Raw genomic sequence first — 16,673 nt, 5'->3', positions numbered from 1 at the left:
AGGTGGGTTCCACATGCGTCACTACGAGGTGATGGTCATCCTCGACCCCGATCTCGAGGAGCGCGCTGTCTCCCCGCTGATCGAGAACTTCCTCTCTGTCGTCCGTGACGGCGGCGGAAAGGTCGAGAAGGTCGACACCTGGGGCCGTCGTCGTCTCTCGTACGAGATCAAGAAGAAGCCCGAGGGCATCTACTCGGTCATCGACCTGCAGGCCGAGCCTGCGGTCGTCAAGGAGCTCGACCGCCAGATGAACCTGAACGAGTCGGTCCTCCGGACCAAGGTCCTCCGTCCCGAGATGCACTGAGCCTTCCGCTCAGCTGAACCCGGGATTCGAGTAGCAGCACAAGCAGCCAGCAGCAAACCCGCCGAGAGGTTCCCCCATGGCAGGCGAGACCGTCATCACGGTCATCGGCAATCTTGTCGACGACCCCGAGCTGCGCTTCACCCCGTCCGGTGCGGCCGTCGCGAAGTTCCGCGTTGCGTCGACCCCCCGCACCTTCGACCGTCAGACGAACGAGTGGAAGGACGGCGAGAGCCTCTTCCTGACCTGCTCGGTCTGGCGTCAGGCGGCGGAGAACGTCGCCGAGTCGCTCCAGCGAGGCATGCGCGTCATCGTGCAGGGCCGGCTGAAGCAGCGGTCCTACGAGGACCGTGAGGGCGTCAAGCGCACGGTCTACGAGCTGGACGTCGACGAGGTCGGTGCCAGCCTGCGCAGCGCCACGGCCAAGGTCACCAAGACCTCGGGCCAGGGGCGCGGCGGCCAGGGCGGTTACGGCGGCGGTGGCGGCCAGGGTGGCGGCGGCTGGGGCGGCGGCCCCGGTGGCGGCCAGCAGGGCGGCGGCGGCGCGCCTGCCGACGACCCCTGGGCCACGGGCGCTCCCGCCGGTGGCAACCAGGGCGGCGGCGGTGGCTGGGGCGGCGGCTCCGGCAGCGGCGGCGGCTACTCGGACGAGCCCCCCTTCTAGGGCGGGCACCCCCACTTCTTGATCACACAGGAGAAATATCATGGCTAAGCCGCCTGTGCGCAAGCCGAAGAAGAAGGTCTGCGCTTTCTGCAAGGACAAGGTCACGTACGTGGACTACAAGGACACGAACATGCTGCGGAAGTTCATTTCCGACCGCGGCAAGATCCGTGCCCGCCGCGTGACCGGCAACTGCACGCAGCACCAGCGTGATGTCGCCACGGCCGTCAAGAACAGCCGTGAGATGGCGCTGCTGCCCTACACGTCCACCGCGCGATAAGGGAAGGGTGACCGACTCATGAAGATCATCCTCACCCACGAGGTCTCCGGCCTCGGCGCCGCGGGCGACGTCGTCGACGTCAAGGACGGCTACGCCCGTAACTACCTGATCCCGCGGAAGTTCGCGATCCGCTGGACCAAGGGTGGCGAGAAGGACGTCGAGCAGATCCGTCGTGCTCGCAAGATCCACGAGATCCAGACCATCGAGCAGGCCAACCAGGTGAAGGCCCAGCTCGAGGGTGTGAAGGTCCGTCTGGCCGTCCGCTCCGGCGACGCCGGTCGTCTCTTCGGTTCCGTCACCCCGGCCGACGTCGCCTCGGCGATCAAGGCTGCCGGTGGCCCCGAGGTCGACAAGCGCCGCATCGAGCTGGGCTCGCCGATCAAGACCCTGGGCGCCCACGCGACGTCCGTGCGTCTGCACCCCGAGGTTGCCGCCACGGTCAACATCGAGGTTGTTTCCGCCTGAGCCTGGCTCTCGCCGAAGCGATGAGAAGGGGCCGCACTCCCGGTCGGGGGTGCGGCCCCTTTCTCGTGCCGCCGCTGACTCGGCCAGAGCGCTGTTTCACGTGAAACAGCCTGTTTCACGTGAAACGGTCAGCGCGTCGCGCCGGTGACGACCCAGCGGCCGGAGCGCGTACGCCACCACAGCGTCAGCAAGCGCATGGTCATCATCAATGTCATGGCCCCCCACAGCGCGGTGAGCCCGCCGCCGAGCGTCGGGACGAGAAGCGCGGCAGGAGTGAAGACCGCCAGGGTGAGAAGCATCGCCCAGGCGAGGTACGGACCGTCCCCCGCGCCCATCAGCACACCGTCCAGGACGAAGACCACGCCGCAGATCGGCTGGGACAGCGCCACGATCACCAGCGCGGGCAGTGCGGCGTCCTTGACGGTGGCGTCACCGGTGAACAGAGGCAGGAACGCCGGCCGGGCCAGCACCACCAGAAGGCCCAGGAGGACTCCGACAGCGATGCCCCACTCGACCATCCTGCGGCAGGCTTCCCGTGCGCCTCGCGTGTCACCGGCTCCCAGGTAGCGCCCGATGATGGCCTGTCCGGCGATGGCGATCGCGTCGAGGGCGAAGGCCAGCAGGCTCCACAAGGACAGGATGATCTGATGGGCCGCGATGTCTGCGTCCCCGAGACGAGCCGCCACGGCCGTGGCGATCATGAGGATCGCCCGCAGGGAGAGGGTACGCACGAGCAACGGCACTCCGGCCTGTGCCGAGGCCCTGATTCCGGCGGCGTCCGGGCGCAGGGACGCGCCGTGTCGGCGTGCTCCGCGGACGACCACCCCGAGGTACACCGCGGCCATACCGAGCTGGGCGATCACGGTGCCCCAGGCGGATCCCGCGATGCCGAGTCCGGCGCCGTAGACGAGCCCGACATTGAGCACGGCGTTGGCGACGAAACCCGCGACGGCCACGTAGAGCGGAGTGCGGGTGTCCTGCAGTCCCCGCAGGACACCGGTCGAGGCGAGCACGACGAGCATGGCCGGGATGCCGAGCGAGGAGATCCGCAGATACGTGACGGCATAAGGGGCGGCGGTGTCCGAGGCGCCGAAGAGGTCCACCAGGGACGGGGCCGTGGGCAGGATGACGGCGATGACTGCGGCGCCGAGCAGCAGCGCCAGCCAGATGCCGTCCATACCCTGGCGGATGGCGGCCCCCAGATCGCCCGCCCCGACGCGCCGGGCGACGGCCGCGGTGGTGGCGTAGGCGAGGAAGACGAAGATGCTGACGGCTGTGGTCAGCAGGGCCGAGGCGATGCCGAGTCCGGCCAGTTGTGCAGTACCGAGATGGCCGACGATGGCGCTGTCGGCCATGACGAAGAGGGGCTCGGCGACGAGCGCGCCGAAGGCCGGGACGGCCAGCGCGACGATCTCGCGGTCGTGCCGGCGCCGGGCGGTGCGGGAGCGCGCGGGGGCCTGTGTCATGAGCACCAATCTAATCGTCCACAGGTAAGAGATGCAAAGCTTCAGCAACCCTTACTTCTCTCGCCGTCCGGTGTGCTCTTGTGTGCGGTCGGAAGTGATCTTGATCCGGCTGGGAAAGTTTTTCTTCTGCACAGCCCGTGGATGGCAAAGTGGCAGGTCAGAAAGGTGTCCGCAGCTGCATCGAGGGCTTGTTCACAGGGCTGTCCACCGGGTCGTGCACAGCTTTCGAGGAGTTGTCCACAGCATCTGGCCAGTCGTCCACATGGCCTGTGGATAACCAGATTGGCTGACGGTGCCCGCGGGCCTACGGTGGTCCGGCGCCTGCTCCGTCCGACGGCTTGTGAACCATCACAAAACCGACGCTTCAGAACCGGAGTTGGGCGTCTTATTTGTCAGTGCCGTGCCGTAGAAATGACGGGCACGGCGAGGTCCGCTCGGCGGACGGGAGGAGGTGGCTCGGTGAGCATTTCCGAGCCCTTGGACGACCCGTGGGCCGACAGCGGTCCCAGCGATCGTCTGCCCGCCTCCCGCCGTCGCGGTGACAGCGGCAGGAGCCGTGACGACCAGCACGAGCGCGGCCGGGACGACGGAGCGTGGGACGGCGCCGGGCCGTCCGCGTTCGAGCGGGTGCCTCCGCAGGACCTGGAGGCCGAGCAGTCCGTGCTCGGCGGCATGCTGCTGTCCAAGGACGCCATCGCGGACGTCGTCGAGATCCTCAAGGGCCACGACTTCTACAAACCGGCCCACGAGACGATCTACCAGGCGATCCTCGACATCTACGCCAAGGGCGAGCCGGCCGACCCCATCACGATCGCCGCCGAGCTCACCAAGCGCGGTGAGATCAACAAGGTCGGCGGTGCGTCGTACCTGCACACGCTCGTCCAGACCGTGCCCACGGCGGCGAACGCCGCCTACTACGCGGAGATCGTGCACGAGCGTGCCGTCCTGCGCCGCCTCGTGGAGGCCGGTACCCGGATCACGCAGATGGGGTACGCGGCCGACGACGACGTGGACGAGATCGTCAACCGCGCCCAGGCCGAGATCTACGCCGTCACCGAGCAGCGCACGAGCGAGGACTACCTGCCGCTCGGCGACATCATGGAGGGCGCGCTCGACGAGATCGAGGCGATCGGGTCGCGCAGCGGCGAGATGACCGGTGTGCCGACGGGGTTCACCGACTTCGACTCGCTCACCAACGGGCTGCACCCGGGCCAGATGATCGTCATCGCCGCCCGTCCCGCGATGGGCAAGTCGACGCTCGCGCTGGACTTCGCCCGGGCCGCCTCCATCAAGAACAATCTGCCGAGTGTCATCTTCTCGCTCGAGATGGGACGCAACGAGATCGCGATGCGTCTGCTGTCCGCCGAGGCCCGGGTCGCCCTGCACCACATGCGGTCCGGCACGATGACGGACGACGACTGGACGCGTCTGGCCCGCCGGATGCCGGACGTATCGGCCGCGCCGCTCTACATCGACGACTCCCCGAACCTGTCGATGATGGAGATCCGCGCCAAGTGCCGCCGGCTCAAGCAGCGTAACGATCTGAAGCTGGTGGTCATCGACTATCTCCAGCTGATGCAGTCCGGCGGGTCCAAGCGCGCCGAGAGCCGTCAGCAGGAGGTCTCGGACATGTCCCGTAACCTCAAGCTGCTGGCCAAGGAGCTGGAGATCCCCGTCATCGCGCTCTCCCAGCTGAACCGTGGTCCCGAGCAGCGCACCGACAAGAAGCCCATGGTGTCCGACCTGCGTGAGTCCGGATCCATCGAGCAGGACGCCGACATGGTGATCCTGCTGCACCGCGAGGACGCCTACGAGAAGGAGTCGCCGCGCGCGGGCGAGGCGGACCTGATCGTGGCCAAGCACCGAAACGGTCCGACGGCGACCATCACGGTCGCCTTCCAGGGTCACTACTCGCGGTTCGTGGACATGGCGCAGACCTGACCCGCCGGTCAGGGGAAAACGGTTCGACGCGTGGTGTGGGGCCCGATGGACTGAGGGCATGACGACACCTCAGGAAGAGTTGCTTCCCACCACCCGCCGCGCGTTGCTGCACCGGATCGCCGTCGCCCAGGCCGAAGGGCGGGCGCCGTCGCTCGTCGCCGCGGTGGTGCGGGACGGACGAACCGTGTGGCACGGCGCGCGGACGTCGGTCGACGGGCACGGGCCGGACGAGAACGTGCAGTACCGGATCGGCTCGATCACCAAGACCTTCACCGCCGTTCTGGTGCTGCGGCTGCGCGACGAGGGCGTGCTCGACCTCGGAGACCGGCTGGAGAAGCACCTGCCGGGCACGGGAGCGGGGGACGCCACGATCGCCGGGCTCCTCGCCCACACCGGCGGGCTGGCCGCCGAGTCTCCCGCGCCGTGGTGGGAACGGACCCCCGGCTCCCTGCGCCCCGAGCTGGCCGATGTCCTGGGCGAGCAGCCTCTTCTGCATCCGGTGGGCCGTCGGCACCACTACTCGAATCCCGGTTACACCCTCCTCGGCGCGCTGGTCGAGCGCCTGCGCGGGGCGCCGTGGGAGGACGTGCTGCGGCGGGAGGTCCTGCAGCCGCTGGGCCTGGACCGTACGACCACGCGTCCGCAGGCGCCCCATGCCGGCGGCTGGGCCGTGCATCCGTGGGCCGACGTGATGCTGCCGGAGCCCGCCGAGGACCTCGGACTGATGGCCCCGGCCGGTCAGCTCTGGTCCACCACCGGGGACCTGGCACGGTTCGCCGCCTTCCTGGCGGGGGGCGACGACAAGGTGCTGAGCAGCGAGACGGTGCGGGAGATGCGGACACCCGCGGCCCCGGCCGAGGCGGCGGACGTCGCGGACGGTGTGACGTACGGACTGGGTCTGCAGATCCAGTACCGGGACGGCCGGCTGCTCGTGGGTCACTCCGGTTCCCTGCCGGGCTTCCTGGCCAACCTCACCATCGGTGTCGAGGACGACGTGGCGGCGGTCGTGCTGACCAACTGCACGTCGGGGCCGCTGACGGCCGGGGTGGGTGCCGACCTCGTACGGATCGTCGCGGAGGCCGAACCGCGGATCCCGGAGCCGTGGCGGCCGCTGCCGGACGTCGACGCCTCCGCGCTGGAGTTGGCGGGGCCCTGGTACTGGGGCACCCATGCCTTCGCGCTGCGGCTGACACCCGCCGGGGGAGTCTCGCTGGAGCCGCTGTCGGGCCAGGGCCGGCGCTCACGCTTCCGGGCGAACGGCGACGGCACCTGGACGGGGCTTGAGGGTTACTACGCCGGTGAGCTGCTGCGGGCCGTGCGGCGTGCGGACGGGACCGTGAGTCATCTGGACCTCGGGTCGTTCGTCTTCACGCGCGTGCCCTATGACGAAGGCGCCTCCGTGCCGGGAGGCGTGGACCCGGAGGGCTGGCGAGGCATCGGCTAGGTCTCGCCGACGGTCCCGGGGCCTGCGCCGTTCCACGTGAAACAGCGCAGGCCCCGGCGCGCCGTGTTCAGAGCCCGAGCTTGAAGCCCGTGTGAGAGGCCGAGAATCCGAGGCGTTCGTAGAAGCGGTGGGCGTCCGCGCGGGTCTTGTCCGAGGTGAGCTGGACCAGTTGGCAACCCTGCCGACGGGATTCCGCGATCGCCCACTCGATGAGCTGGGTGCCCAGGCCGCTGCCCCGCTCGTCGGCGTGGACGCGTACGCCTTCGATGATCGAGCGTGTCGCGCCGCGCCGGGAGAGTCCGGGGACGACGGTCAGCTGGAGCGTGCCCACGACACGCCCCTCGCGGACGGCGACGACCAGGTGCTGGTGGGGGTCGGCGCGGAGCCGCTCGAATGCGGCGAGGTAGGGACTCAGGTCATCCGGTGACTCGCGCTGGGCGCCCAGGGGGTCGTCGGCGAGCATCGCGACGACCGCGGGGATGTCGTCCTCGGTGGTGCGACGTATTTCGAGATCTCCCATGACCGCACCCTATGCAGGGAATCCACCGGCGCGGAGGTGATCCGAGCCGGCTTCGGTCATGCGGGCACCGGGGCCTTGAGTGTTTCCACCGCCCGGACCAGCGGAGCCAGTTCGGGGTTCCTGGCCGCCTCGTCGAGAGCCTCGCGCAGGGCGGCGTCGTTGGTGGGTCGCGCCGCGTCCAGCAGCTTCAGGCCCTCTGCGGTGACGTTGGTGTAGATGCCGCGACGGTCGGTGGGGCACAGGTAGCGCTCGAGCAGACCTCGGTCCTCGAGGCGGGTGACCAGCCGGGTGGTGGCGCTCTGGCTGAGGACCACGGCGTCGGCGACCTGCTTCATCTGCAGGTGGCCTCCGTCACCGTCGTGCTGCCGGCTGAGCACGTCGAGCAGGGAGTACTCCCGCACGCTCAGGTCGTGCCCGGACTGCAGGGCGCGCTCGATATGGGCCTCGATCCTCCCGTGCAGCAGGGAAAGGGCGCACCAGCCCTGGGAGAGGGCGGTGAGCGCGGGGTCCGTCGCTGTCATGTGGTTCCTCCGTCCCGGAGCGGCTGAGTCAAGGGTAGACCAGCGGCGCAATTTCTGGCGCTTGCACATAGCCAGCGTCTGCAACTATTGTGAACGCACGCAAAGCGCTCCTGCAATCGTCTGGGAAGGTGCATCCCCCATGCCTCTCGCGCTACTGGCCCTCGCGATCGGGGCCTTCGGGATCGGAACGACCGAGTTCGTGATCATGGGCTTGCTGCCCGAGGTCGCGAGCGACTACGGGGTCTCCATCCCCACCGCCGGTCTCCTGGTGACCGGCTACGCACTCGGCGTGATGTTCGGCGCCCCGCTGATGACCGTGCTCGGCACCAAGCTGCCGCGCAAGCGGATGCTGATGCTGCTGATGGGTCTGTTCATCGTCGGCAACCTGCTCTCCGCCCTCGCCCCCGCGTTCTCCGTCATGCTGATCGGGCGGGTGATCGCCTCTCTCGCCCACGGTGCCTTCTTCGGTATCGGCTCGGTCGTCGCGGCCGACCTGGTCGCCCCGCACAAGAAGGCCGGGGCGATCGCGATGATGTTCACCGGTCTGACCGTCGCCAACGTCGTGGGCGTCCCCCTGGGCACGCTGGTCGGCCAGTCGGCCGGCTGGCGCGTCACGTTCGCTCTCGTCGCCGCGCTCGGCGTCATCGGCCTGGCCGGCGTCGCCAAGCTGGTTCCCGAGGTGCCCAGGCCGGAAGGCGTGCGACTGCGGCACGAGCTCGCCGCCTTCAAGAACGCCCAGGTGCTCCTGGCGATGGCGATGACCGTCCTCGGTTTCGGCGGCGTCTTCGCGGCCATCACCTACATCGCGCCGATGATGACGCACGTCACGGGCTTCGCCGACGGCTCGGTCACCTGGCTGCTGGTCCTCTTCGGACTGGGCATGGTCGGTGGCAACCTCGTCGGCGGCCGGTTCGCCGACCGCGCCCTGATGCCCATGCTGTACGTCTCGCTGGGCGCTCTGGCCGTCGTTCTCGCCCTCTTCACGCTCACCGCGCACAACAAGGCCACGGCGGCCGTGACGATCGTCCTGATCGGCGCTCTGGGCTTCGCCACCGTGCCGCCGCTGCAGAAGCGCGTCCTCGACCATGCGCACGGCGCCCCGACGCTGGCCTCGGCCGTGAACATCGGCGCCTTCAACCTCGGCAACGCGCTGTCCGCCTGGCTCGGCGGTGTCGTCATCGCCGCCGGCTTCGGCTACACCGCGCCCAACTGGGTCGGTGCCGCCCTCGCCGCCGCGGCCCTGGTCCTCGCCCTCGTCTCGGCCGCCATCGAGCGGCGCGACGGCGCACCCGGCGCGGTCGTCGCGGGCTCCCTGCCCAGCGAGCACCGGACCCCCGTGACCCACTGAACCACCCGGGCAACCGGGTCGCCGCGACGCGGGGCCAGGGCCGTTCCCGAGATCAGCGGCTCCCTCCCGCCTCGTTCCGACGAGGCGCAGCACCACCGCAAGAAACCAAGGAGAAACCCACCATGACCACGACCACCAGTTCCGCCGTCGTCCCGCTGTCCACCCAGGACGCCGAAAGCCTCGTCGTGGCGGCCCACCGCGCCGCCGAGACCGCCGGGGTCACCGTCAGCGTCACCGTCCTCGACGCCGGTGGTCATCTGCTCGCCTTCCGGCGGGACGACCGCGCCGTGCTGATCTCCGGGGAGACCAGCACCCGCAAGGCCTACACGGCGCTCCAGCTGGACGCCCCGACCGCCGGCCTCGTCGACGCCGTGCAGCCCGGCGGCCCCTTCCACACCCTGCCCACCGCACTCGACCGGCCGCTGCTGTTCATCGCGGGTGGCGTCCCGGTGCGCCGGAACGGCCGACTGGTCGGCGCGATCGGGGTCGGCGGTGGTGCGCCGGAGCAGGACCACGCCTTCGCCGTGGCCGCGGTGGACGCCCTCGCCTGAGGGCCCCGCCGCCCTGCCTCGCCGAGGTCAGCCCGCCGCCACGGTCAGGGGAGCGAACCGCCGGGTTCGGTCCCCGGGCAGCTCGGTGATCCCGTACGTCATGACCGCGTTGGAGGCGACCGGGGCGAGGCCGCGCTCGTTCGCCCACGCCAGCAGCTCTTCGTGCCGTACGTCGATGTCGGTGCGCAACGGCCGGTCGGTGCGGGCGGCCAGCGAGGTGACGAGCGCCTTGGCCGTCTCGGTGTCGCGGGCGATCAGGGGACCCACGACGTGGGTGTCCATGTTGGGCCAGGCGGCGGCGTAGCCGATGAGCCGGCCCGCCTCCTCCGCCACGTGCAGCCGGTCGGCGAAGGCGGGCAGGCGCGTGATGATGTGGGTGCGGTCGGCGCCGAAGACCTCCTCGTCCAGCCGGAGAATGGCGGTGAGGTCGTCCGCGGTGGCCGCCCGGGCGGCGATCCGTGGCTCGGGCCCACCAGGGGTGAAGTGCCCCCGCACCATCTCCGCCCGGCCCGTGCACTTGAAGCCGAGCTCCTCGTAGAGCGGGCGGCCGTTCGGGGTCGCGTGCAGCGTCAGGGGGGTGGTGCCCTGCGCCGAGACGACGTGGCGCATCAGCCGGCGTCCCACGCCCTGGCGGGCATGTCGCTCGGCGACCAGCACCATGCCGACGGCCGCGAGGGACGGCCGCTCGACCGGCCCGTACTCGGTGACGGTGCAGGCGGTGACGAGACCGCCACCGGGGTCGTCGATGCCGTATCCCTTCCCGGCGGTGAGAAGGAAGCCCCACTTGTGTTCCTCGCGTGGCCACCCCCGGTCCTCGGACAAGTCGGCGCAGGCGGAGAGATCGCGGAGCGTCAGACGGCGGATCGGCAAGGAGGAGAGGGAAGGAGTCACCACGCAGGTCAGGCTGGCCGACGGGGGCCGTCCGCGTCCACCTCTTTGCGGTGGGACGGATGACCTTTTGGCCATGTCATGGCAGAGAGTACGGCGCCGCGGCACCTGGTGGACGTCTCGCGTTCGGCGTCAGCCGAGATCGGGGGCGTGCATCGCACGCACGCCTTCGATGTTGCCGTCCAGGTAGTGCCGCAACGACAGCGGTACGAGGTGGACGGAGGCGATGCCGACCCGGGTGAACGGCACCCGGACGATCTCGTACTCGCCGGCGGGCTCGTCCATCTCGGGACCGTGCCGCAGCGCCGGATCCATGGACTCCAGGCGGCAGACGAAGAAGTGCTGCACCTTCACACCGGTCGCCCCACCGTCCTCACCGATGTGCTCCACGGTGTCCACGAAGCAGGGAACCACGTCGGTGATCTTTGCGCCCAGTTCCTCGTGCACCTCGCGGTGCAGGGCGTCGACGACAGTCGTGTCCTCCGGCTCGACCCCGCCTCCGGGAGTGACCCAGTAGGGGTCGACGCCGGGCTTGGTGCGCTTGATCAGAATCAGGTCGCCGCCGTCCAGGAGGACGGCGCGCGCGGTGCGCTTGACCACGGGTCGGACGGTCATGGGAGAAATGTGGCCCGGCTGGTTCCACGTGAAACATCGCGGCATGCCCGTTTGCTCAGTTCCAGTGGCCCGCCGCGTGCAGCAGCCACTCATGGGCCCGGGCGATGTGCGGCATCGCCAGCGTGCCGGTGCGCACCACCAGGAAGTACGTCCGCAGCGGCGGCACCGCCGGATCGTGCAGGGCGACGACGTCCCCGCGTGCCAGAGCATCGCCGCACAGGTAGCGGGGCAGCACCGCGAGCCCCGCGCCCGCGATCACGCAGGTGAGCACCGCGCGCAGGTCGGGAACGACGACGGTGCCCGGAGCGGCCGGGCAGGTGTCGAAGACGGACGCCCAGTACCGGGTGACGAAGGGCAGAGACTCGTGCACCTCGACGACGGGCGCGTGCGCCAGGTCCGCTGCCGAGGTGCGGCGGGGCTTCCCGGCACCGGTCTGCGCGGCCCAGCGGGGCGCGGCCACCAGCACGTGTTCCTCGTCGCAGAGCGGAGTCGCCGTGAGCAGGGCGCCGCGTGGCCGGGCGGTGCCGATGGCCAGATCATGATGTCCGGCGGCCAGGCCCTCCAGTGCCTCCTCGGCGTTCCCGAAGGTGGCGCGCAGCGCGAAGCCCTGCCCGTCCTTGCCGGTGAGCTCCGTGAGCGCGGGCAGCGCCCGCTCGGCGGTGAACTCGGGAGGTCCGGCGAGGTGCAGGGTCCGGACCGGGGACTCGTCGTCCACCCCGGTCTCGGCGATCTCCACCAGGGCGTCGAGGTGCGGGGCGGCCTTGTGGGCGAGTTCGTCGCCGATGGTCGTGGGCGTCACGCCACGGGCCTGCCGCAGGAACAAGGGCCGGCCCAGTTGCCGCTCCAGGGTCCGGATCTGAGAGGTGACCGCGGGCTGGGAGAGACCGAGCAGGGCGGCGGCCCGGGTGAAGGAACCGGCCCGGTGCACGGTCACGAACGTGCGCAGCAAGGCCAGATCCACGGAAAGACCCTCCCCTTCTCCGCCGTTCCCGACACCCCTGCCGCGCTCAACTATAAATATGTCGATAGGTCGCTGTCGCTACCGTGATTGGACACTGACACTGAGTCAACTAGCCTTGTGGGCGCGGTTCTTCGCGCGCAGAACCGAAAGGACGGTCCGAGCCACGAGGGGGGAGGCTCGGACCGTCCGTCGTGTCCGGCCGGACACCGTCCGGCGTGCGTGCGGGGGAGATCAGTCCGCCGAGAGCTCCAGCGCGCGCAGCAGATCCGCCACCAGGTCGTCGGGATCCTCCGCGCCGACCGAGAGGCGGACGAAGCCCTCCGGTACCGCGTCGCCGCCCCAGCGTCCGCGCCGCTCGGCCGTGGACCGCACTCCGCCGAAGCTCGTCGCGTCGTCGACGAGACGCAGGGCGTCGAGGAAACGGTCGGCACGCGCGCGCGAGGGCAGCGTGAAGGAGACGACGCACCCGTAGCGCCGCATCTGCCGCGAGGCGACCTCGTGCGAGGGGTCGTCGGGCAGTCCCGGGTACCGCAGGCCGGTCACCTCGGGCCGCTCCCGCAGGGCCTCGGCCACCTTCAGCGCGGTGGCGTTCTGCCGGTCGACGCGCAACTGGAGGGTGGCGATCGAACGGTGCGCGAGCCAGGCCTCCATGGGCCCGGGGATCGCGCCGACGATCTTGCGCCAGCGCCGTACGGCGGCCATGGCCTCGGAGTCGCGGCCGGTGACGTACCCCAGCAGGATGTCGCCGTGGCCGGTCAGCTGCTTGGTCCCGCTGGCCACGGAGAAGTCGGCACCGAGCTCCAGCGGGCGCTGTCCGAGCGGCGTGGCGAGCGTGTTGTCGACGGCGACCAGGGCGCCGCGCGCGTGTGCCGCCTCGACGAGCCGCCGGACGTCGCACACGTCGAGGCCCGGGTTCGAGGGCGTCTCGATCCACAGCAGCTTCGCCCCGTCCAGGAGGCCGAGCTGGGCGTCGCCGCCGGTCGGGGCGGTGCGCACCTCGATGCCGTACGTCTCCAGCTGGGCACGGACCAGGGGCAGCGCCTGGTAGCCGTCGTCAGGCAGCACGGCCACGTCCCCGGCGCGCAGCTGGGAGAAGAGCACCGAGGAGATCGCGGCCATGCCCGAGGCGAACACGAGCGTCTCGGCGTCGTCCCGCCCGGGTGCCTCCAGCTCGCCGATGGCGCGCTCGAGGTGGGTCCAGGTGGGGTTCTCGTCGCGGCCGTAGGTGTACGGGCCGGTGGGGTCGCCCGGGAGGTGGAAGTGCGCGGCGAACACGGGGCCGGGCAGGGTCGGCTCGTGCTTGACCGGTTCGGGCAGCCCCGCGCGCACCGCGCGCGTGCCGTCACCGGCGCCGGCGGACGTGTCCGCGCCCGGCGCTCCCCCGTGTTCGACAGCGGAATCGTTCATGCCGCCCGTCCCTTCATATGCTCGCGTACCGCGGTGAGCAGTCCGTTGCTCGCCGCCTCCACCATCTCAAGGCACTCCTCGAAGCCGTCCGCGCCCCCGTAGTAGGGATCCGGTACGTCGAGGTCACCGCCGTCGGCAGCGGGGTCGTACGACCGCAGCAGCCGTACCTTCGCCGCGTCCCGCTCCGTGGGCGCCAGCCGCCGCAGCACCCGGAGGTGGCCCGCGTCGAGGGCGACGACGAGGTCGAGGTGCGCGAACCAGGACGGGTGGAACCGGCGGGCCGTGTGGTCGAGTCCGTAGCCGTTCTCCGTCAGGACGGCGACGGTGCGCGGGTCGGCGCCCTCGCCCTCGTGCCATCCGTCGGTGCCGGCGCTGTCGGCCTCGACGAGGTCCTCGAGCCCGGCCTCCGCCACACGCGCGTGGAAGACGGCCTCGGCCATCGGGGAGCGGCAGATGTTTCCCGTGCACACGAAGCAGACGCGGTAGGTCATGGGGCTCAGTCCTTGTCGGGCAGGAAGGCGTTGAGGGCCCAGGACACGACCGAGATGATCAGGCCGCCCAGGACGGCGGTCCAGAAGCCGTCGACGTGGAAGCTCAGGTCGAGTCCGTCGGCCACCCACGACGTGAGCAGCAGCATGAGGGCGTTGACCACCAGGGTGAACAGGCCGAGGGTGAGGACGAACAGCGGGAAGGTCAGCACCTGCACGATCGGCTTTACCAGCATGTTCACCAGCCCGAACACCAGGGCGACGACGATCAGCGTGGCAGCCTTCTCGCCGGTGCTGCCGCCGGTCAGGGTGATCTTGTCGAGCAGCCACACGGCGACCGCCAGGGCGCCCGCGTTGGCGACCGTCTTGACTAGGAAATTCTTCATGTGTCTGATCGTGGCAGACGCGATCGGAAGCGAACGGCGAGGCAGGGGCGGGCGAGGCGATGAAGGCATTCCGGCTGGACGAACTGGAGGCGGAGCGTGCCGCCAACGACGGTGCTTACCTGCAGTTCCTGCGCGAGCGGAACATGTCGGTAGGTCTGTACGCGCTCGACGCGGGCACGGCGGATCCGCAGAAGCCGCACGAGCAGGACGAGGTGTACTTCGTGGTCAGCGGCCGCGCCTCGATCACCGTCGGTCTGGAGACCACCGAGGTCGCCCGCGGAAGCGTGGTGTACGTGCCGGCGGGAGTCGCCCACAAGTTCCACCACATCAGCGAGGACCTCAGGGTGCTCGTGGTGTTCTCTCCGCCCGAGAGCTGAGCCGCGGCCCCGGGGTTCCCTAGGGGATCGGTCAGGGGGAGACAAGGGGTACGAGGGCCCTGCGGGCGCCCTGGCGGCCCTAGCATCGAGTGCAGGACATCAGGATTCCCATCGGGATCCCGGGGCCGAAGGACCCGGCACTCGGACGGGCGGAAAGGTAAGGACGAGGGCGATGCGAGAGATCTTCACGGGACTGCCGTGGTGGGTGAAGTGGATCGCGGTGCCGGTCATCGCCCTGGTCGTCTTCGGCGGGCTGATCGCCAGTGTGGTCGGCTTCGTGATCGGACTGCTGTTCAAGCTGCTGCTGTTCGTGGCGCTGGTCGGTGGGGTGATCTACGTGGTCCGCAAGTTCATGGCGGGTTCCTCGTCACGCAGCGACTGGTGAGAACCGTGGGACACCGGTGGCGGTAACAGGAACCACCGGTTCCCTCGCGCGAGGGAAGTTTCCCGGACGGACCGTCGGCACGCGGTGACCGGCGGTTAGAGTCCGGAACTCCACGCGGGGGCGACCCCGCGAGCGGCGTACACCCCACCCGTGTTTCCCGCACGGGCTGCCCCCTCGCGTTCCGGGAGTGACCCTTGGCCACGGCTGACACCGCATTCGTACCGCCGCGCGCACTGCCCGTGCAGCCTTCGGCGCCCAGGACGCCCCCCGCCCCCGCCGTGCCGCCGTCCGCGGACCCGCCCACGGTGACTCTCATCGGCTCGGTGCAGCGCGCGATGCGCCTTCTGGAGTGCGTCGCGGAGCACGAGTACGGCGCTCCCGCCAAACAGCTGGCCCGTGAGACGAGGCTGGCGCTGCCCACGGCGTACCACCTGCTGCGCACCCTGGTGCACGAGGGATACCTGCGCCGCGACAAGGGGTTGTTCTTTCTCGGGGAGGCGGCCGAGCGGCTGAGCAGCAGCGGGGCCGAGCAGAAACGTCGCAGCACGGTCGTCGACGCGCTGGCGCGCTGGCGCGACGCCATCGGCGTTCCCGTCTACTACGCCATGTACCGCGACGGTGAGATCGAGGTCATGTGCGTCTCCGACACCCCGGGCAATCCCGCGGTGGAGGAGTGGGCCGACTTCCGTGAGACCGGCCATGCCCACGCCATCGGACAGTGCCTGTTGTCGCAGCTGGACGAGGACGCCCGCCGCGATCACCTGGACCGCTATCCGGTGAACCCCGTGACGCCGTACACGGTGCGTGACGGGGTCAGTCTGATGAAACGACTGGAGCGCACGCGGCGGATGACGCCGGTGACCGAACGCCAGGAGTACGCCCTGGGGACGGTGTGCGCGGCCATCCCGATCACCATCGGCACCACGGCCGCGACGATGGGCCTCTCCCTGCCCGCCCACCAGGCCGACCGGCTGCTGCCCGCGGCGCAGCGTCTGCAGAACGAAATGGGCCGGCTTCTGGGGTCACTCGCGATCTCTATCAGTATCTGAAAACTCACTCCTTGTGATCTGGTGTGTACGTTGAGCAAGATGCCACCAGTGTAAGAGGTTTGATTCCCGGACAGTCGACGGCGAATGACGGGGTAGGCGATGGGCGAGTCCGTACAGGCAGAGGTCATGATGAGCTTTCTCGTGTCCGAGGAGCTCTCATTCCGCATCCCGGTGGAGCTGCGTTACCAGACGTGTGATCCCTACGCGGTGCGGCTGACCTTCCATCTGCCTGGCGATGCCCCGGTGACCTGGGCCTTCGGCCGGGAGTTGCTGGTCGACGGGGTGGGCACGCCGTGCGGCGACGGTGACGTGCGTATCGCACCCGTCGATCCCGGGCCGCTGGCCGAGGTGCTGATCCGTCTCCAGGTCGGCAGCGACCAGGCGCTGTTCCGCTCCTCGGCGGCGCCGCTCGTGGCGTTTCTGGACCGGACCGACAAGCTGGTGCCGCTGGGTCAGGAAGGCGCGCTCGCCGACTTCGACGCACACCTCGACGAGGCACTGGACCGCATCCTTGCGGAGGAGCAGAGCGCGGGCTGAACCGTTACGGCGACCAAGGCGGTGGCGTAACGCTTCGTCAGGTCGCCCGCCTCTGCAGTAACGGTTCTTCAGGTGAGGTGGC

Annotated in this window: 21 protein-coding genes; 12 read left to right on the top strand and 9 right to left on the bottom strand. The window is 70.0% G+C overall.

Features of this window, described 5'->3' with window-relative positions:
* The first annotated feature begins 13 nt into the window (after positions 1-13).
* The 4 genes from rpsF (at position 14) to rplI (ending at position 1,707) form a co-directional block, all read left to right on the top strand.
* Positions 14-304, top strand: a complete 291-nt coding sequence (gene rpsF / locus ACGF3H_RS11700; RefSeq protein WP_077798159.1) for a 30S ribosomal protein S6 — start codon at positions 14-16, stop codon at positions 302-304.
* A 76-nt stretch (positions 305-380) separates the two neighbouring features.
* Complete coding sequence (locus ACGF3H_RS11695; RefSeq protein WP_362486153.1) at positions 381-965, top strand: single-stranded DNA-binding protein; 585 nt, start codon at positions 381-383, stop codon at positions 963-965.
* Between the two features lie 40 nt (positions 966-1,005).
* The gene (rpsR, locus tag ACGF3H_RS11690; RefSeq protein ID WP_003949403.1) at positions 1,006-1,242 is read left to right on the top strand and encodes a 30S ribosomal protein S18; all 237 of its coding nucleotides are present in this window, start codon (positions 1,006-1,008) and stop codon (positions 1,240-1,242) included.
* 18 nt (positions 1,243-1,260) lie between these two features.
* Positions 1,261-1,707, top strand: a complete 447-nt coding sequence (gene rplI / locus ACGF3H_RS11685) for a 50S ribosomal protein L9 (RefSeq protein WP_189230198.1) — start codon at positions 1,261-1,263, stop codon at positions 1,705-1,707.
* 128 nt (positions 1,708-1,835) lie between these two features.
* Here the strand turns inward: rplI and ACGF3H_RS11680 are convergent, their stop codons facing one another.
* A complete protein-coding gene (locus ACGF3H_RS11680) occupies positions 1,836-3,173 on the bottom strand; it encodes an MATE family efflux transporter (protein WP_362486150.1) in 1,338 nt (445 codons plus the stop codon).
* Positions 3,174-3,632: 459 nt separating this feature from the next.
* Between ACGF3H_RS11680 and dnaB the strand changes: the two genes are divergently transcribed.
* Both dnaB and ACGF3H_RS11670 read left to right on the top strand, forming a co-directional pair.
* A complete protein-coding gene (gene dnaB, locus ACGF3H_RS11675; protein ID WP_362486148.1) occupies positions 3,633-5,114 on the top strand; it encodes a replicative DNA helicase in 1,482 nt (493 codons plus the stop codon).
* Between the two features lie 58 nt (positions 5,115-5,172).
* Complete coding sequence (locus ACGF3H_RS11670) at positions 5,173-6,558, top strand: serine hydrolase domain-containing protein (RefSeq protein ID WP_362486146.1); 1,386 nt, start codon at positions 5,173-5,175, stop codon at positions 6,556-6,558.
* 67 nt (positions 6,559-6,625) lie between these two features.
* On the opposite strand, the gene ACGF3H_RS11665 is transcribed toward ACGF3H_RS11670, so the two are convergent.
* Together ACGF3H_RS11665 and ACGF3H_RS11660 are read right to left on the bottom strand one after the other, a co-directional pair.
* Positions 6,626-7,078: a GNAT family N-acetyltransferase gene (locus ACGF3H_RS11665; RefSeq protein WP_362486144.1), complete on the bottom strand. Its 453-nt coding sequence runs from the start codon at positions 7,076-7,078 to the stop codon at positions 6,626-6,628.
* A gap of 56 nt (positions 7,079-7,134) precedes the next feature.
* The gene (locus ACGF3H_RS11660; RefSeq protein ID WP_362486142.1) at positions 7,135-7,599 is read right to left on the bottom strand and encodes a MarR family transcriptional regulator; all 465 of its coding nucleotides are present in this window, start codon (positions 7,597-7,599) and stop codon (positions 7,135-7,137) included.
* A 139-nt stretch (positions 7,600-7,738) separates the two neighbouring features.
* On the opposite strand from ACGF3H_RS11660, the gene ACGF3H_RS11655 reads away from it, so the two are divergent.
* The gene (locus ACGF3H_RS11655) at positions 7,739-8,947 is read left to right on the top strand and encodes an MFS transporter (RefSeq protein WP_362486140.1); all 1,209 of its coding nucleotides are present in this window, start codon (positions 7,739-7,741) and stop codon (positions 8,945-8,947) included.
* Positions 8,948-9,069: 122 nt separating this feature from the next.
* Positions 9,070-9,498, top strand: coding sequence for a heme-binding protein (locus ACGF3H_RS11650; RefSeq protein WP_362486138.1), 429 nt, complete (start codon positions 9,070-9,072; stop codon positions 9,496-9,498).
* Between the two features lie 27 nt (positions 9,499-9,525).
* Here ACGF3H_RS11650 and ACGF3H_RS11645 read toward each other — a convergent pair whose 3' ends face one another.
* The 6 genes from ACGF3H_RS11645 to ACGF3H_RS11620 all read right to left on the bottom strand — a co-directional run bounded on the left by ACGF3H_RS11645 (position 9,526) and on the right by ACGF3H_RS11620 (position 14,243).
* Positions 9,526-10,392 carry a GNAT family N-acetyltransferase gene (locus ACGF3H_RS11645; RefSeq protein ID WP_362486136.1) on the bottom strand — a complete coding sequence of 289 codons (867 nt, stop codon included), beginning with the start codon at positions 10,390-10,392 and terminating at the stop codon, positions 9,526-9,528.
* 126 nt (positions 10,393-10,518) lie between these two features.
* Positions 10,519-11,001 carry an NUDIX hydrolase gene (locus tag ACGF3H_RS11640; protein WP_362486134.1) on the bottom strand — a complete coding sequence of 161 codons (483 nt, stop codon included), beginning with the start codon at positions 10,999-11,001 and terminating at the stop codon, positions 10,519-10,521.
* 55 nt (positions 11,002-11,056) lie between these two features.
* Complete coding sequence (locus ACGF3H_RS11635) at positions 11,057-11,962, bottom strand: LysR family transcriptional regulator (protein ID WP_362486132.1); 906 nt, start codon at positions 11,960-11,962, stop codon at positions 11,057-11,059.
* Positions 11,963-12,193: 231 nt separating this feature from the next.
* Entirely contained in the window at positions 12,194-13,369 is a 1,176-nt protein-coding gene (locus tag ACGF3H_RS11630) for a cystathionine gamma-lyase (RefSeq protein WP_362486130.1), read from the bottom strand.
* The gene (locus tag ACGF3H_RS11625; RefSeq protein WP_362486128.1) at positions 13,366-13,860 is read right to left on the bottom strand and encodes a low molecular weight protein-tyrosine-phosphatase; all 495 of its coding nucleotides are present in this window, start codon (positions 13,858-13,860) and stop codon (positions 13,366-13,368) included. The genes ACGF3H_RS11630 and ACGF3H_RS11625 overlap by 4 nt, the downstream gene beginning before the upstream one ends.
* A gap of 5 nt (positions 13,861-13,865) precedes the next feature.
* Entirely contained in the window at positions 13,866-14,243 is a 378-nt protein-coding gene (locus ACGF3H_RS11620; protein ID WP_362486126.1) for a phage holin family protein, read from the bottom strand.
* A 59-nt stretch (positions 14,244-14,302) separates the two neighbouring features.
* Here ACGF3H_RS11620 and ACGF3H_RS11615 point away from each other — a divergent pair, with 59 nt between their 5' ends.
* The 4 genes from ACGF3H_RS11615 to ACGF3H_RS11600 all read left to right on the top strand — a co-directional run bounded on the left by ACGF3H_RS11615 (position 14,303) and on the right by ACGF3H_RS11600 (position 16,591).
* Entirely contained in the window at positions 14,303-14,620 is a 318-nt protein-coding gene (locus tag ACGF3H_RS11615) for a cupin domain-containing protein (protein WP_225634707.1), read from the top strand.
* Between the two features lie 172 nt (positions 14,621-14,792).
* Positions 14,793-15,005 (top strand): DUF5326 family protein, encoded by a 213-nt coding sequence (locus ACGF3H_RS11610; RefSeq protein ID WP_362486124.1) that lies wholly within the window; start codon positions 14,793-14,795, stop codon positions 15,003-15,005.
* A gap of 323 nt (positions 15,006-15,328) precedes the next feature.
* Complete coding sequence (locus tag ACGF3H_RS11605; protein ID WP_362486642.1) at positions 15,329-16,054, top strand: helix-turn-helix domain-containing protein; 726 nt, start codon at positions 15,329-15,331, stop codon at positions 16,052-16,054.
* A 99-nt stretch (positions 16,055-16,153) separates the two neighbouring features.
* Positions 16,154-16,591, top strand: a complete 438-nt coding sequence (locus tag ACGF3H_RS11600) for an SsgA family sporulation/cell division regulator (RefSeq protein ID WP_189230211.1) — start codon at positions 16,154-16,156, stop codon at positions 16,589-16,591.
* The last annotated feature ends 82 nt before the right edge of the window (positions 16,592-16,673 follow it).

The sequence above is a fragment of the Streptomyces sp. NPDC048185 genome, assembly GCF_043202495.1.
Taxonomy (GTDB): domain Bacteria; phylum Actinomycetota; class Actinomycetes; order Streptomycetales; family Streptomycetaceae; genus Streptomyces.
Note: the sequence above shows the minus strand (reverse complement) of the source record. Positions and strands in the feature narration are given on the sequence as shown.

Bases quoted from the DNA above. Each gene is read 5' to 3' on its own strand.
- rpsF (WP_077798159.1), top strand. From the start codon at position 14: ATGCGTCACTACGAGGTGATGGTCATCCTCGACCCCGATCTCGAGGAG.
- ACGF3H_RS11695 (WP_362486153.1), top strand. From the start codon at position 381: ATGGCAGGCGAGACCGTCATCACGGTCATCGGCAATCTTGTCGACGAC.
- rpsR (WP_003949403.1), top strand. From the start codon at position 1,006: ATGGCTAAGCCGCCTGTGCGCAAGCCGAAGAAGAAGGTCTGCGCTTTC.
- rplI (WP_189230198.1), top strand. From the start codon at position 1,261: ATGAAGATCATCCTCACCCACGAGGTCTCCGGCCTCGGCGCCGCGGGC.
- ACGF3H_RS11680 (WP_362486150.1), bottom strand. From the start codon at position 3,173: ATGACACAGGCCCCCGCGCGCTCCCGCACCGCCCGGCGCCGGCACGAC.
- ACGF3H_RS11670 (WP_362486146.1), top strand. From the start codon at position 5,173: ATGACGACACCTCAGGAAGAGTTGCTTCCCACCACCCGCCGCGCGTTG.
- ACGF3H_RS11665 (WP_362486144.1), bottom strand. From the start codon at position 7,078: ATGGGAGATCTCGAAATACGTCGCACCACCGAGGACGACATCCCCGCG.
- ACGF3H_RS11660 (WP_362486142.1), bottom strand. From the start codon at position 7,599: ATGACAGCGACGGACCCCGCGCTCACCGCCCTCTCCCAGGGCTGGTGC.
- ACGF3H_RS11655 (WP_362486140.1), top strand. From the start codon at position 7,739: ATGCCTCTCGCGCTACTGGCCCTCGCGATCGGGGCCTTCGGGATCGGA.
- ACGF3H_RS11650 (WP_362486138.1), top strand. From the start codon at position 9,070: ATGACCACGACCACCAGTTCCGCCGTCGTCCCGCTGTCCACCCAGGAC.
- ACGF3H_RS11640 (WP_362486134.1), bottom strand. From the start codon at position 11,001: ATGACCGTCCGACCCGTGGTCAAGCGCACCGCGCGCGCCGTCCTCCTG.
- ACGF3H_RS11630 (WP_362486130.1), bottom strand. From the start codon at position 13,369: ATGAACGATTCCGCTGTCGAACACGGGGGAGCGCCGGGCGCGGACACG.
- ACGF3H_RS11625 (WP_362486128.1), bottom strand. From the start codon at position 13,860: ATGACCTACCGCGTCTGCTTCGTGTGCACGGGAAACATCTGCCGCTCC.
- ACGF3H_RS11620 (WP_362486126.1), bottom strand. From the start codon at position 14,243: ATGAAGAATTTCCTAGTCAAGACGGTCGCCAACGCGGGCGCCCTGGCG.
- ACGF3H_RS11615 (WP_225634707.1), top strand. From the start codon at position 14,303: ATGAAGGCATTCCGGCTGGACGAACTGGAGGCGGAGCGTGCCGCCAAC.
- ACGF3H_RS11610 (WP_362486124.1), top strand. From the start codon at position 14,793: ATGCGAGAGATCTTCACGGGACTGCCGTGGTGGGTGAAGTGGATCGCG.
- ACGF3H_RS11600 (WP_189230211.1), top strand. From the start codon at position 16,154: ATGGGCGAGTCCGTACAGGCAGAGGTCATGATGAGCTTTCTCGTGTCC.